Source organism: Kitasatospora sp. NPDC022785, from assembly GCF_055561295.1.
Window position 1 is genome coordinate 66,780 of sequence record NZ_JBVHHB010000020.1, and the last position, 14,521, is coordinate 81,300.

Sequence of the window (14,521 nt, forward strand, 5' to 3'; positions counted from 1 at the left end):
GATCCGGTCGGCGCCGTGTCCTATGCTGATCTCCGATTCAAGATCAACGGGGGATGTGTACGCCATGTTGACGAACTCTCTGCGCCGGACCATGCCACCGCTGGCCGCGCTCGCCGCGCTGGCCCTGGCGCTGACCGGCTGCGGGCCGGACAACAACGAGCAGCCGGCCTCGAACGGGAAGGGCACGGGAACGTACGCCGACCCGTTCCCGTTGAAGTCGCCGGCCGACGCTACGGTGGCGGGGTACCTGAACGACAGGATCCAGGTGAGCGTCACCCCGGTCTCCGTCGTCAAGGGCGACAAGGCCGAGGTGGAGAAGCTCGGCATCGGGCTTCTCGCCGGAAAGACGCCGTACTACGTCACCGCCACCTACACCCACAAGGGCGGCCCGGAGGACATCGGCGCCTACGCCGCCAAGCTCTCGGTGCACTCGGACGCCGAGCACGCCTACCAGAACGCGCCGGCCTGGGGTGTCGACTTCCCGCCCTGCCAGGAGGGCAGCGACGCCGCCCGCAAGCTGACCCCGGGCAAGACCGTCACGACCTGCGAGATCTTCCTCGTGCCGGAGACCGTCCAGCCGGTCTTCGTCGCCTACAAGGGCGACGAGAAGGCCGCCGCCGAGGTGGTCTGGAAGATCGGCTGACCGTCGGCCGTGGCTCCCGTCGGCCGTGCCGCCCCGAGGTCGTTGCACGTGCCCTGGTCGGCGCCGGCGAAACCGATCGCGGATCGGGCGATGGACGGGCCCTGCTCCACGGTGGAGACGCGAAAGCTCAGGGCAGCTCCTGCTCGGCCCAGATGGTCTTGCCCTGACGGGTGTAGCGGCTGCCCCAGCGGCTGGTGAGCTGGGCGACCAGGTAGAGGCCGCGGCCGCCCTCGTCGGTGAGGCGGGCGCGGCGCATACGGGGCTGGGTGGCGCTGGGGTCGGACACCTCGCAGGTCAGGCACTCGGCGCGGATGAGGCGGACCTCGACCGGGCCCCCGGCGTAGCGGATCGCGTTGGTGACCAGCTCGCTGAGCACCAGTTCGGTGGTGAAGACCAGATCCTCCAGCCCCCAGGCGCGCAGCCGCTCCGTCGCCCGCTCGCGGACCAGGGCGACGGCGGCCGGGTCGGCGTCCACCGGCCAGGCGGCGGTGGCCTCCGCCGGCACCGCGCGGGTGCGGGCCAGCAGCAGGGTGACGTCGTCGGCGCGCGCGTTCGCGGGGCGGCCGGCGACGAGCGCGCGGCCGAGTTCGGGCAGCGGCGCGGTGACGGCGCCGGGGAGGGCGAGGCGGCGGCGCAGTTCGTCCATGCCGTCGTCGAGGTCGCCGCCGCGGCCGTGGATCAGTCCGTTGGTGTAGAGCGCGAGGAGGCTGCCGGGGGCCAGCTCGACCTCCGTCACCTCGAAAGGCAGACCGCCGACGCCCAGCGGCGGGCCCGGCTGTACGGGCACGTACTCCACGGTGCCGTCCGGGGCGGCGACGGCGGGCGGTGGGTGGCCGGCGGAGGCGATCGCGCACCGCCGCGACACCGGGTCGTAGACCGCGTACACGCAGGTCGCTCCGGAGGCGACGGCGCGGCGGTGGGCGGGCCACCCCTCGTCACCCGGCCTCCCGCCCGGTCTGTCGCCCGGCCTTGCGCCCGGCGGTCCGCCGGGGCTCCCGCCGTGCTCGTCGTCCGGCTCGGCGTCGGGTTCGTCGGTCTCGACCAGCAGCCGGGAGACCAGGTCGTCCAGGTGGACCAGCAGCTCGTCCGGTTCCAGGTCCAGGTCCGCGAGGGTGCGGACGGCGGTGCGCAGGCGCCCCATGGTGGCGCTGGCCTCCAGCCCGTGGCCGACGACGTCCCCCGTGACCAGCGCGACCCGCGCCGAGGAGAGCGGGATCACGTCGAACCAGTCGCCGCCGATGCCGGTGGCGGTGTCGGTGGGCAGGTAGACGCTGGCGGTGCTCACGGCGGCGGTCTCGGTCTGCGACGGCGGCAGCAGGCTGCGCTGGAGGCCGACGGCGGCGCGGCGCTCGCGGGTGTAGCGGCGGGCGTTGTCCAGGGCGAGGGCGGCGCGGGCGGCGATCTCGCGCAGCAGGTCCAGGTCGGCCGGCTCGTACGGCGGGCGGTGCGGGGCGCGCCGGACGGTCACCCGGCCGAGCAGGACGCCGCGGGCCCGGAGCGGGGCGGTCATGGCGGCGGGGGACAGGGCGGGGGAGAGGTCCGGGGGGAGGGCGGGGGCGTCGGTGGCGGGGGGTTCGGCGGTCGGGGGTTCGGCGGTCGGGGATTCGGCGGCGGGCGGGCCGGAGACCGGGCCACGCCGGTCCGGCTGCTCGGACGGGCCTGGCCCCCCGGGCGGGTCGAGCACCTCGGACGGGTCGGACGGGTCGGGCGCGACGTCGTCGGGCCCGGTGGCGACGGCGGTCCGGCGGAGCGCGGGCCGGCCGTCGCGGTCGGGAGCGGATTCCTCGCCGCTGAACACCGCCTCGGCGATCTCGACCACGGCCAGGTCGGCCAGGCCGGGCGCGAGGACGGCGGCGAGCTCCTCGGCGGTGCCGGTGACGGAGAGCGATCCGCCGACCGCCGCGGTGGCACGGTGCAGCACGGCCAGGCGTTCGCCCGAGCGGTGGAGTTCGGTGACGTCGGTGAACAGCGCGGTGACGCCGATCGTGTGCCCGTCGGGGGCCTGGAGCCGGAACGCGGAGACCGCCATCACCGCGCCGGTGCCCGGGTCCTCGATCGTCCGGACCACCTCCTCGGCCAGCACCAGCGGACGGCCGGTCTCCAGCACCTCGTGGAGGTGGCGTTCGACCGTCGCGGCGTCGTCGGGCTGGAGGAAGTCGCCCAGGCGGTGGCCGTTCAGGTTCGGCGGGAGGCCGGTGTAGGGGAGCAGGTGGGTGTTGGTCCTGACCAGCCGCAGCCGCTCGTCGAAGACGGCGAGGCCGACCCGGTCCTGGAGGAAGAGCTCCTGCGTGAAGGCCTGGTCCTGCCGCCACTGGGCTACCAGGCCGGCAGGGGCGGCGAGTACGAAGTACCGGGATGCGCCGTCGTCGCCGTTGTCGCCACTCCGGCCGTTGTCGTCGTTCGGACCGTTGTCGTCGTCGGGGCCGGTCCCGCTGGTCGGGCCGGTCCCGCCGTCCGCGAGCGGCAGCACCTGGAAGACGATCCTCAGCTCCTCGCCCCGCCCCGACCGCACCACGGCCCGCCCGGACCAGGCGTCGGCCGTCCGCCCCGCCAGCAGCGCGGGCCAGGTCGCCGGGTCGGCGAGCAGCTCCCGGGCCGGCCGGCCGCAGACCTCGTCGGCGCGCAGCGCGAGCAGCTGCTCGGCCGCCGGCGTCCAGCTGGTGATCCTGCCGTCCGCGTCGAGCAGGACCCCGGCCGCGCTGTCGACGAAGGGGAACCTCCGGCTGTCCATGTTGCGCACCTCGGGTGTGTTCTCGCCGCCTGGGCCGTCGGCGGGCCTCTCGCACCCGCCCCCGCCATCATCCCTCGGCCGTCATGACTCGGCCGGGCAGGGACGTCGGCGCGGGCGGGTGCGAGGTGCGGGTGCGGGGCGGGCACGGTGGGCGCGGGGCCGTGTGCGGCCGGGGGCGCGGGGCGGACGGGGCGGGCGTGCGCGAGGGCTTCTCGCCATGGAGCTCTTATTGTACTCTCCGTCTAATAAGCGGGGTCGGCGGGAACCCCGCGCAGGGCATGCACCTGGAGGCAGCCATGGCTCGGACCGGCGCGACCGGCTCGGCGACAGGAACCCACGGCCACCACAAGGCCCACCCCACCGAGGCTCACACCACCGAGGCCCACACCCCGAAGGCCCACACCACGAAGGCCCACACCACGAAGGCCCACGGCCACAGCCCGGCCGACGACGACGTCTCGCAGAGGCTGCTCGACTCGGCCGCGACCCTCTCCTACGACCCGGCGACCGAGATCGACTGGGACGCCCCGCTCCCCGCGGGCGAGTACGGGCTCAACCCCGAGTGGAGCACCCTCTACGGCACCCGGCTCTGGCACGAGATGACCGAGGGGCAGCGGGTCACCCTGACCCGGCACGAGGTCTGCTCGATCATGACCACCGGCATCTGGTTCGAGATGATCCTGCAGCAGATGGTGCTGCGCGACCAGTACCTGAAGAACCCGGCCGACGCCGGGTTCCGCTTCGCCCTCACCGAGATAGCCGACGAGTGCCGGCACTCGATCATGTTCGCCCGCGCCTGCGAGAAGATGGGCGTCCCGCAGTACCGGCCGAACAGCGTGATCGCGCAGGCCGGCCGCCTCTTCAAGGCCACCGCCAAGGGCGAACTCGCCTACGGCGGCATCCTGGTGGCCGAGGAGGTGCTCGACGTCATGCAGCGCGACTGGATGCGGGGCGAGAACGTCCTCGACATCGTCCGCGGCACCTCCCGGATCCACGTGGTCGAGGAGTCCCGGCACATGAAGTTCGCCCGGCAGCAGATCCGTGAGCGGATGCGCCACGCCTCGCCCGCACGCCGGCGGGCCGCCGCCACCGGTATCGCCGCCGGCGCCTTCGTCATCGTCAGCAGCATGGTGCACCCCGGCGTCTACACCGCCGCCGGCCTCGACCGCGAGCGGGCGGTCGCCGAGGTGCGCGCCAACGAGCACCGCAAGGCGATGATGCGCACCAGCTCGCGGCACCTGATGGCGTTCCTCGCCGAGTGCGGCCTGCTCACCAAGGCCTCCGCGGCGGTCTACCGCCGCGTCCACATGCTCTGACCTGCTCCCGACCGAACCCCCCACGCAGCGAGGACCCCACCCCGGCCATGGCCTACGCGATCACCCAGACCTGCTGCAACGACGCCTCCTGCGTCTCCGTCTGCCCGGTCAACTGCATCCACCCCGCCCCCGGGGAGCCGGACTTCGGCAGCACCGACATGCTGTACATCGACCCGGCCGCCTGCATCGACTGCGGTGCCTGCGCCGACGCCTGCCCGGTCGACGCCGTCCACCCCGTCGACCGGCTCGCCGGGCCCGACGCCGTCTTCGGTGACCTCAACCGCGACTACTTCCGCGACCACCCGAACGACCACGCCTGGGGCGCGCCCGTCTTCCCCCGCAGCCTGCCGAACGGCCTCGGCACACTGCGCATCGCCATCGTCGGGACCGGCCCCTCGGCGAGCTACACCGCCCAGTCGCTGCTGCGCACCACCGGCGCCGAGATCACCATGATCGACCGCCTGCCGGTCGCCGGCGGCCTGCTCCGGCACGGTGTCGCCCCCGACCACCAGGCCACCAAGCGGATCGCCGAGAGCTTCGCGTCCGTCTTCCACCACCCGCGCCTGACCGTCCACCTCAACGTCGAGATCGGCCGCGACCTCAGCCACGCCGAACTCGCCGCCCACCACCACGCGGTGGTCTACGCCGTCGGTGCCGCCGCCGACCGCCGGCTCGGCCTCCCCGGCGAGGACCTCCCCGGCAGCCTACCCGCCACCACCCTCGTCGGCTGGTACAACGCCGACCCCACCGTGCCCGCCGACGCCGTCGACCTCACCGCCGAACGCGTCGTCGTCATCGGCAACGGCAACGTCGCCGTCGACGTCGCCCGGATCCTCCTCCTCGACCCCGGCACCCTCGCCGCCACCGACATCGCCGACCACGCCCTCGCCGCCCTGCGCGGCAGCCGGGTGCGCGAGGTGGTGCTGCTCGCCCGGCGCGGACCGGAGGACGCGGCCTGGACGCGGCCCGAGTTCCTCGCCCTCCGGCACCTCCCCGGCGTCGAGCTGGTCGTCGAGGACCACCCGGACGTCCGGGCCGCCATCGACGCCGCCGCCCCCGGCTCCAAGGCCGCGCTGCTCGCCGGGCTGCCCCTGGAGACCGCCGACACCGGACGGCCGCCGCGCCCCGGCCGGCGGATCGTGCTGCGCTTCCTTGCCACGCCCACCGCGCTCGCCGGCGAGGACCGCGTGACGGGTGTCGAGACGGGCGGGACCACGATCGCCGCGGGCCTGGTCGTGCGGTCCATCGGCTACCGCGGTGTGCCCGTCCCCGGCCTGCCCTTCGACGAAGGCAGCGCGGCCGTCCCGAGTCGCGACAGCCGCGTCCTCGACCCGTCCACCGGCCGCGCGCTGCCCGGCACCTACGTCGTCGGCTGGGCCAAGCGCGGCCCCTCCGGCGGCATCGGCGCCAACCGTGCCTGCGCCCAGGAGACCGTCGACGCCTTCCTCGACGACGCCACCGCCGGCACCCTCCCCGAACCCACCGGCACCGCCAAGGACTTCGCCCGCCTCGTCCGCACCCGCCGCCCGGACGCCATCGGCCTGCGGCAGCTCCGCGCCATCGACCGCACCGAACGCAGCCTCGGCGAGGCCGCCGGCCGCCCCCGCGTCAAGTTCGCCACCGTGTCCGACCTGCTGGCGGCGGCGCGCCGCTGAGCGCTGCCCGCCCGTCGGCCGCTGAGCGCCGTTCGCCGTCCGGCCGCCTCAACGGCCCAGGACCGCGCCGCCGTTGAGGCCGATGATCTGGCCGGTGAGGTAGCCCGCGCGCGGCGAGGCCAGGTAGGAGACGGCGGCGGCGACGTCCCCGGGAGTGCCGGCCCGGCCGACCAGGGTGGCGGCGACCTTGTCGGCGTGGAACTGCTCCGACCAGCCGTCGCCGAAGATCTCGGTGTCCGCGACGTAGCCGGGCGCCAGGACGTTGACGGTGATGCCGTCCGGGCCGAACTGGCGGGCCAGGCCGAAGGCCCAGCCGTGCAGGGCGGCCTTGGCGGCGGCGTACGAGCCGGCCGAGTGCGGGCCCGCGCCGCCGCGCTGGGCGGCGGCCGAGCTGATCAGGATCACCCGGCCGCCGGGGCGGCGGAGGTGGTCGGCGAGGGCGGTGGTGAGCAGCACGGCCGTCAGCAGGTTGGTGTCCAGGTCGCGCCGCCAGGCGTCGGCGAGCGCCGCCAGTCCGGCGTCGGCGGGCGGGGTGATCACCGCACCCGCGTTGTTGACCAGCACGTCCACCGGCCCGAAGGCCGTGATCGCCCGTGCCGCCTCCGCCACCTCGGCGGCCGCCGTCAGATCGGCCGCCACCGGCACCACGCCCGGGCCGATCTCCGCGGCCGCCTTCTCCAGCACCTCGGCCCGCCGGCCGAGGATCACCACCCGGCAGCCCTCCCCGGCCAGTTCGGCGGCGATTGCCCGCCCGATCCCGGTCCCGCCCCCGGACACCACCGCAGTCCGCTGCCGCTCCATCGCGCCCCCTCGGCCCGTTTGTCGTCCCCGAGATGCTACCGAAGGGTAACTTCCTGCCCGGGGAGAGCGCGTGGCCGCCGCCAGGTCTCCTCCACCTCCGCCCGCCGGCGGAACGGGCGGTCAGAGCGCCTGTTCGGGCCAGTTCAGCAGCCGGGCGCCCATCGCGGCGGTCTCCAGGGTGTAGCGGTGCAGGGCGTCCGCCGTGTCGTAGCCGGTCAGCGCCCGGATCCGCTCCAGCCGGTAGCCGAGCGTCCGCACGCTCAGACCCAGCCGGCGGGCGGCCTCCGCGTTCACGTACCCGGTCTCGGCCTGCACCGTGATGGTGTCCAGCAGCGGCCGGGCGCCGCCCCGGGCCGCGGTCAACGGGCCCAGCACGCTGCGCACCAGGTCGGCCATGGCCTCCCGGTCACGCATCAGCACCGGAAAGACCAACAGCTCCTCCGCCTTCAACTGCTGCGCGGGCAGCGAGAGGCGTTCCGCGTAGTCCAGCACGCCCAGCGCCTCCTCGTAGCTGTGCACCACGCCGCCCGCCCCCGAGTGCCGGCGGCCGGTCGCCACCCGCAGCACCGGGTGGTAGCCGGCGCCGGGGTGCAATGTCAGCTCGGTGAAAGCCTCCACCACGGCGCGGTCGTTGTCGGAGGCGATGCAGACCATGCGCCCGTCCTTGGTGGCCAGCAGCACGGCCCGCTCGCCGAACCGGCCCACCAGCTCCCGCTCCACCCGGTGCACCAGCGGGTGGACGTTGGCGTACGGCTCGTCGCCGACCGCCACGGCCACGGCGTACCCGCCGGCCAGCCGTAGCCCGAACCGTTCGGCGTGCTCGGCGAGCAGGCCGAGGTCGCTGCGCCCGTACAGCAGATCGTCGATGAACTCCCGCCGCGCCGCCTCCTCCTGGCGCACCGCCATCCGCTGCGCCCGCTCGTGCCCCTCGCCCAGTGCTGCGAGCGCGGCGTCGGTGGCGGCCAGCACGGCGTCACCGGTGTGGCGCAGGTCGGCGACGGACACGGCGGCGGTGATCCCGGGCAGCGTCCGCCAGGACTGCCGGGTGGTGCCCAGGCAGTGCGCGACCAATTCGCGCAGCCCATGCCCGGCCTCGGCGGCGCGCTCGCCGAGGGCTTGCAGGCTCTCCAACTCGGCGCGGCGGAGCAGCCGTCCGGTCCGGGAGACGTCACCGAGCAGGTCGCGACAGCGCAGACCCAGCTCGGCGGGTATGCCGGAAATGTCCTGATCTCTTCCCGTCGTCATGTCGCTCTGCTCCGCCCCCGAAACAACCCGTCGTCCCGGGTTCCGGGGGCGGATTTTACCGGACCCCGTTTTTGCGGACTCCATCCGGCCCGGACGGGGCGCCGCCGCGACCGCACCCCACCGGCGCCGCCACGCCCCACCCCGTAGCCCCACCCCGCCGGCCCCCCACCGGGGCAGGCCCCACCCCCGCCCGCCTCGGCGCCGGAAAACCGCTCGCCCGCGGCGGCCGGCCGGTCTGAGGCCGGCTCACCCGGGGCCCCGGCTCACCCGAGGCCCGCTCACGTCCGTCCGTCCGTGGCGCCGCCGAGCGCCTTGCCGTAGACGGACGAGCTGCGCCGTACCGTCATGCCGACCCGCTGGTACAGCGAGAGCGCGCCGGTCTGCGAGTGCGTCCACAGCGTGCACGCCGACCGTCCGCGCCGGTGGAACGCCTGGAAGGCCTCGTGCAGCAGCACCCGGGCGATCCCCCGGTTGCGGTGGTCCCGTCGTACCGCGAGCCGTTCGACGTAGCCCTCGCCGCCCTCGCCGGTGCCCGGCCGGTCCAGTGACAGCACCGCGCCGACCATCTCCCCGCCCGCGAACGCCACCGGCGAGAGCTCCGGCGCGAAGGTGTCCCGCCCGACCGTGCGCAGCGCCCACTCCTCGTACGGCTTCCGCCGCAGCTGCCACTCGTCGAACGCGTCCTCGGTGAGCCGGTACGCGGCGCGCTCGTCCCCGGGCCGGAACGGCCGCACGGTGACCCCGTCCGGGGGTGCGGGCACCCGGGCCGCGGCGGGCAGCGCGATCTCCAGCAACCACTCGGTGACGAACGGCTCGTACCCGCGCGAGCGCAACAGCCCGGCGGCCGCCCGGTCGCCGTCCGGCAGCGTCTGCGAGAGCCGCTCGCTGCCGGCCTCCCGCGCCCGGCCCTCGGCCCAGTCGAGCAGTGCGCCGCCCAACCCCCCGCCCCGGTGGGCCGGGTGGACGTCCACCTTGCTCCGCCGCCCGTACACCCAGGCCCGCCCGACGATCTCGCCGGTCGCGTCCTCCACCAGCAGCGTGTCTAGTGCCGGGTCCAGCCCGGGCAGTCGGAGGTCGGCGGCCACACCGTCGGGCCCGTCCTCGGGCGCGGTCTCCGGGCTGCCGAGCAGCTCGCGCGCGCGGGCGGTGATCAGCCGATGAACCGCCGGAGCATCGGCGACGGTCGCTGCCCGGGCGCGGTACCGGGCCGGAAGGGACACCAGAGCAGATCGAGTCATACCGCGACTCTGCGCCCTCCGTGCCGTGCCTGTCGACCTACTTGCCCGACCTGCCACGTGCCCGACCCGCCCGGAGCGTGCGTCGGTACGCGGGCGGGCCGGCGGAGTGCGAGCCGGCCGGCAGCGACGGCACCAGCGTCGCCGCCACCATGGGGAACGCCACCGCGAGGGCGTACGCCCACCCGTACCCGGCCGCCCCGATCAGCGCGCCCACCGTGGGGGCGACGCACGCCGCGACGGCGTTCTGCACGGTGGTGTGCACCCCCAGGGCCCGGCCCGCCCAGGCCGGACCGGCGTACTCGGCCACGGCGGTGAACGACAGCCCGTTCGTGGACACCGTCACCACGCCCGCCGCCATCAGGGCCACCACCGCCACCCCCGACCCCGCGAACGCGCCCGCCGCGAGCACCGCCAGCACCCCGGACGCCGTCCAGGCCAGCCGCCGCATCGGGCCGACCCGGCTGCCGGCCACGTCCGACCAGCGCCCGGCCGCCAACCGCGCGCCCGCCCCGGCCACCTGGACGCAGGCCAGCAGCGGCCCGGCCGCCGACGGCGACCACCCGCGCTCGTCCACCAGGAAGACCAGCGCGAACACCGACACCGTGAACTGCGGCACCACCAGCAGCGTCGCCGCACCGTGCAGCCGCCACAACACCGGTGTCCGGTACGGGTTCTCCGCCCGCACACCGGCCCGGCCGCCGCCCCGCGCCGGATCCCGCACCGCCACGGCCACCAGCAGCGCCGCCCCCACGCTCAGCCCGCCCAGCACCGCCAGCGCCGTCGCCCGGCCGTGCACCGCGAGCGGCGGCAGCAGCAGCGCCGCCACCGCGACCCCCAGCGGCAGCGAAGTCTGCCGCAACCCCATCGCCAGCCCGCGCTCCCGCGCCGGGAACCAGCCGAGGATCAGCCGCCCGCTCGACGCGTGCGCCGACGCCCCGGCTGCGCCCGCCAGCAGGAAGCACACCCCCAGCCCGGCCGTCCCGCGTACGGTCGTCGCCCCCAGCAGCACCAGCCCGCCCAGCCCGAGCCCGGACGCCAGCACCCACCGCTCGCCAAACCGGTCCGCCGCGGCTCCCCACGCGGTGAGCGTCAGGACGAGTCCGACGGTCGGGCAGGCGGCCAGCAGACCGGCCTGCGAGAGCGTGAGCCCCTCGTCGCGCAGCGCCGGGATCAGGTACGGCAGCCCGAACTGGAACGCGCACCCGGAGGTCATCGCGAACATCCCGACGGCGAGCACGAGCCAGCGCCGCCGGTCGCCCTGTGAGTCGTCCATGCCGGGCAGCTCATCAGATGAATGAGGGATTCGGCAGAGCCGTCTGCCGGCCGGACGCCTGCGTGGTCATGGCTCACGTCCCCCGAGGCGTGGCCGGACGGCAGCATCCGCGTACACGCGGCGGCGCTGTCGGTTCCCGCCCCCGCCGGGCGTGCGGGCCCGGCGGGGGCGGAGCTCGGAAAGGGACCACCGGGGGATCGGCAGCGGCTCGGCAGCGGCTCGACCCGGAGCCGGGCGCGGGTCGCCGGGGGCTACGCCGCGCCGGGGGGCTACGCCGCCATTCGCCGCGACGGGTCGTAGGCCGCCCGCAGCCGCGCCTGCGCGGCGTCGCCCGCGCCGAGGTGGTCGAGGCCCAGCAGCGCCGCGCCCAGGACCGGCGGTGCGACGACGACGCGCGGCTCGGCGAGCGGGGCGGCCGCGGCCAGCCGGGCGGTCAGGTTGTCGAGCAACAGCGGCTGCCGGGAGGAGAGCACGCCTCCGCCGAGCACCACCGGCGTGGGCTCGTCCAGCAGGTCCAGGCGGGCCAGCGCGACGACCGCGAGCCGGGTGATCTCGTCGGCCTGCCGGTCGACCAGCTCCAGGGCGACCGTGTCCCCGGTCTCCGCGACGGCGAAGAGCACCCGGGCGATCTCGTGCAGCCGGGCCCACGGCAGGTGCCCGAGGTGGATGGCCTCGGCGACCGCACCGGTGTTCGGCAGGCCGAAGTGCTCGGCGATGGCCCGGGCGAGGGCGGTGGGCCGGCCGCGGCCGTCCTCGGCTCGGACGGCGTGCCACATGCTGCTGAGGGCGAGGCCGCTGCCGCCGCCCCAGTCGCCGGTGAGTTCGCCGAGGGCGGGGAAGCGGGCGGTGCGGCCGTCGGGGAGCAGGCCGACGCAGTTGATGCCGGCGCCGCAGACGACGGCGACGCCGCGCGGGCCGTCGGTGCCGGCCCGGAGGAGGCCGAAGGTGTCGTTGGCGACGGTGCTGGTGACGCCCCAGGGGTGGGATTCCAGGGCGGTGCGCAGGGCTTCCTCCTCCACCGGGAGATCGGCGTTGGCGAGGCAGGCGCTGACGTGGGTGGTGAGGACGCCACTGCGGAAGGAGAGGCCGGCCGCCGCGGCGGCCTCCTCGACGAGCGGGGCGAGGCCGGCGACCGCCGCCGCGCCGCCGACCTTCTGCGGGGCGAAGCCGCCGCCGCGGGCGGTGCCGCGGACGGTGCCGTCGGCGCCGATGAGGGCGACGTCGGTCTTGGAGTTGCCGGCGTCGATGGCGAGTACGCCGGGCAGGAGTGGTTCGGGCTGGTGGGTCATCTGGTCCCCGCGGCTCGTACGTGGCCCGGCCGTTGTCCCCGGCCGGGGATGGTCGGTCTCCTCGCGGCCCGGCCCGCCGGCGCCGACGGACGCGCGGCGGGCCGGACGCGGTGGGCGGGTCACGCCCAGGCGAGGTGCTCGCGGTTGTGGGCGAGCAGCCGGTCCGTGAGCTGGTCGGCGAGTTCGATCTGGCCGACCAGCGGGTGGGCGAGCAGGGCGTCGAAGACGCGGTCGCGGCCGCCGTGCAGGGCGGCGTCGAGGGCGAGGTGCTCGTAGGCGGTGACGCCCGCGATCAGGCCGGCGTAGAGCGGTTCGACGGGCCGCTGCGGCAGCGGGCGCACGCCGGCGGCGTCGACCTCGGCCGGGACCTCGATGACCGCGTCGTCGGGCAGGAACGGCAGCACGCCGTCGTTCCTCGTGTTCACCACCTGGACGGACGTGCTGCCGCCCGTCCCCAGCAGCGCGGCGATGAGCTGGACCGCGGCCTCGGAGTAGAACGCACCGCCGCGCTTGCCGAGCAGCTCCGGCTTGGTGTCCAGGGCGGGGTCGGCGTACAGCTCCAGCAGCTGCCGCTCGATCTCGGCGACCTCCGCGGCCCGCGAGCCCTTGGCCTTCAGTTCCTCGACCACCAGGTCGTGCTGGTAGAAGTACCGCAGGTAGTACGAGGGGACGACGCCGAGCCGCTCGATGACGCGCTGCGGCAGGCGCAGGTCCTCGGCGATCTCCTTGCCGAAGCCGGAGAGCAGCTCCGGCAGCACCTCGCGCCCGCCCGCCGCGCCGGGTGCGTCGAGCAGGGTGACGCCGCGCTCCCAGGTGAGGTGGTTGAGGCCGACGTGGTCGAGCCGGACCAGCTCGGGGTCGACGCCGAGGTGCCCCGCGAACCGCCGCTGGAACCCGATGGCGACGTTGCAGAGCCCGACGGCCTTGTGGCCCGCGGCCTGCAGGGCGCGGGTGACGATGCCGACCGGGTTGGTGAAGTCGACGATCCAGGCGTCGGGGTTGGTGCGGCGGACCTTCTCGGCGATGTCGAGCACCACCGGGACGGTGCGCAGTGCCTTGGCGAGGCCGCCCGCGCCGGTGGTCTCCTGGCCGACGCAGCCGCACTCCAGCGGCCAGGTCTCGTCCTGGTTGCGGGCGGCCTGGCCGCCGACCCGCAGTTGCAGCAGCACCGCGTCGGCGTCGGCGACGCCGGCCCCGACGTCGGTCGTCGTCGACACGACCGCGCCGTGCCCCTGCTTGGCGAAGATCCGCCGGGCCAGCCCGCCGATCAGTTCCAGCCGGTCGGCGGCCGGGTCGACGAGCACCAGCTCGCCGATCGGCAGGGTGTCCCGCAGCCGGGCGAAGCCGTCGATCAGCTCCGGGGTGTACGTCGAACCGCCGCCTACGATGGCCAGCTTGAGTGCGGACATCAGCCCTTGACCCCTGTCAGTGTCACGCCTTCGATGAAGGCCTTCTGTGCGAAGAAGAAGAGGATGATCACCGGCGCCATCACCAGCAGGGTGGCGGCCATGGTGAGGTTCCAGTTGGTGTGGTGGGCGCCCTTGAAGGACTCCAGGCCGTAGGAGAGCGTCCAGGCGCCCGGGTTCTCACTGGCGTAGATCTGCGGGCCGAAGTAGTCGTTCCAGGCGTAGAAGAACTGGAACAGGGCGACGGCGGCGATGGCCGGCCTGGCCATCGGCAGCACGACCCTCACCAGGGTGCGGAGGTCGCCGCAGCCGTCGATCCGGGCGGCCTCGATGTACTCCTTGGGGATGGTCAGCAGGAACTGGCGCAGCAGGAAGATCGAGAACGCGTCGCCGAAGGCCATCGGGATGATCAGTGGCCAGAGCGAGCCGGTGAGGTGCATCTGCTTCGACCAGAACAGGTACATCGGGATGACGGTGACCTGCGGCGGCAGCATCATCATCGCGATGACGGCCATCAGCGCCAGATTGCGGCCCCGGAAGCGGAACTTGGCGAGCGCGTAGGCCACCGGGAGGCTGGAGACGACGGTCAGCACGGTGCCGAGGCCGGCGTACAGCAGCGTGTTGCGCCACCAGGTGAGGAACCCGGGAGTGTCCCAGACCTTGGCGTAGTTGCCCCACTCCCAGGAGGCGGGCCAGTAGTCGGTGGTGAGGGCCTGGTTGTCCGTCATCACCGAGGTGAGGAAGGCGAAGACGAACGGCAGCAGGAAGAACAGCGTGGCGGCGATGGCCAGCGAGTGGACGGCCACCCAGTTGAGTGCGGCCCGCCGGCGGGCGGCCCGGGCGGCGGGGCTGCCGGGCCGGCCGGAGCCGGAGGTGCCGGACGTGCCCGCGGGGGCCTTGGTGAGCGTGGTGCTGAGAGTCATG

The 14,521-nt window shown here is 75.0% G+C and carries 11 protein-coding genes; 3 read left to right on the plus strand and 8 right to left on the minus strand.

What is annotated here, in order from left to right; translation table 11 throughout:
- Window positions 1-64: 64 nt before the first annotated feature.
- The gene (locus tag ACZ3YO_RS27275; RefSeq protein WP_465574136.1) at window positions 65-643 is read left to right on the plus strand and encodes a hypothetical protein; all 579 of its coding nucleotides are present in this window, start codon (window positions 65-67) and stop codon (window positions 641-643) included.
- A gap of 127 nt (window positions 644-770) precedes the next feature.
- On the opposite strand, the gene ACZ3YO_RS27280 is transcribed toward ACZ3YO_RS27275, so the two are convergent.
- The gene (locus ACZ3YO_RS27280) at window positions 771-3,374 is read right to left on the minus strand and encodes an ATP-binding SpoIIE family protein phosphatase (protein WP_465574139.1); all 2,604 of its coding nucleotides are present in this window, start codon (window positions 3,372-3,374) and stop codon (window positions 771-773) included.
- Window positions 3,375-3,670: 296 nt separating this feature from the next.
- On the opposite strand from ACZ3YO_RS27280, the gene ACZ3YO_RS27285 reads away from it, so the two are divergent.
- A complete protein-coding gene (locus tag ACZ3YO_RS27285) occupies window positions 3,671-4,690 on the plus strand; it encodes an AurF N-oxygenase family protein (RefSeq protein ID WP_465574141.1) in 1,020 nt (339 codons plus the stop codon).
- 47 nt (window positions 4,691-4,737) lie between these two features.
- Complete coding sequence (locus ACZ3YO_RS27290; RefSeq protein WP_465574143.1) at window positions 4,738-6,345, plus strand: FAD-dependent oxidoreductase; 1,608 nt, start codon at window positions 4,738-4,740, stop codon at window positions 6,343-6,345.
- A gap of 48 nt (window positions 6,346-6,393) precedes the next feature.
- On the opposite strand, the gene ACZ3YO_RS27295 is transcribed toward ACZ3YO_RS27290, so the two are convergent.
- The 7 genes from ACZ3YO_RS27295 to ACZ3YO_RS27325 all read right to left on the minus strand — a co-directional run bounded on the left by ACZ3YO_RS27295 (window position 6,394) and on the right by ACZ3YO_RS27325 (window position 14,520).
- The gene (locus ACZ3YO_RS27295; RefSeq protein WP_465574146.1) at window positions 6,394-7,146 is read right to left on the minus strand and encodes an SDR family NAD(P)-dependent oxidoreductase; all 753 of its coding nucleotides are present in this window, start codon (window positions 7,144-7,146) and stop codon (window positions 6,394-6,396) included.
- Window positions 7,147-7,266: 120 nt separating this feature from the next.
- The gene (locus ACZ3YO_RS27300; RefSeq protein ID WP_465574148.1) at window positions 7,267-8,391 is read right to left on the minus strand and encodes a PucR family transcriptional regulator; all 1,125 of its coding nucleotides are present in this window, start codon (window positions 8,389-8,391) and stop codon (window positions 7,267-7,269) included.
- 278 nt (window positions 8,392-8,669) lie between these two features.
- Window positions 8,670-9,629 carry a GNAT family N-acetyltransferase gene (locus tag ACZ3YO_RS27305; protein WP_465574151.1) on the minus strand — a complete coding sequence of 320 codons (960 nt, stop codon included), beginning with the start codon at window positions 9,627-9,629 and terminating at the stop codon, window positions 8,670-8,672.
- Between the two features lie 37 nt (window positions 9,630-9,666).
- Window positions 9,667-10,902 carry an MFS transporter gene (locus ACZ3YO_RS27310; protein ID WP_465574154.1) on the minus strand — a complete coding sequence of 412 codons (1,236 nt, stop codon included), beginning with the start codon at window positions 10,900-10,902 and terminating at the stop codon, window positions 9,667-9,669.
- A 269-nt stretch (window positions 10,903-11,171) separates the two neighbouring features.
- Window positions 11,172-12,191 carry an N-acetylglucosamine kinase gene (locus ACZ3YO_RS27315; protein ID WP_465574156.1) on the minus strand — a complete coding sequence of 340 codons (1,020 nt, stop codon included), beginning with the start codon at window positions 12,189-12,191 and terminating at the stop codon, window positions 11,172-11,174.
- Between the two features lie 119 nt (window positions 12,192-12,310).
- Window positions 12,311-13,600 carry a 6-phospho-beta-glucosidase gene (locus tag ACZ3YO_RS27320; RefSeq protein ID WP_465574158.1) on the minus strand — a complete coding sequence of 430 codons (1,290 nt, stop codon included), beginning with the start codon at window positions 13,598-13,600 and terminating at the stop codon, window positions 12,311-12,313.
- Window positions 13,600-14,520: a carbohydrate ABC transporter permease gene (locus ACZ3YO_RS27325; RefSeq protein ID WP_465574161.1), complete on the minus strand. Its 921-nt coding sequence runs from the start codon at window positions 14,518-14,520 to the stop codon at window positions 13,600-13,602. The genes ACZ3YO_RS27320 and ACZ3YO_RS27325 overlap by 1 nt, the downstream gene beginning before the upstream one ends.
- Window position 14,521 lies beyond the last annotated feature (1 nt).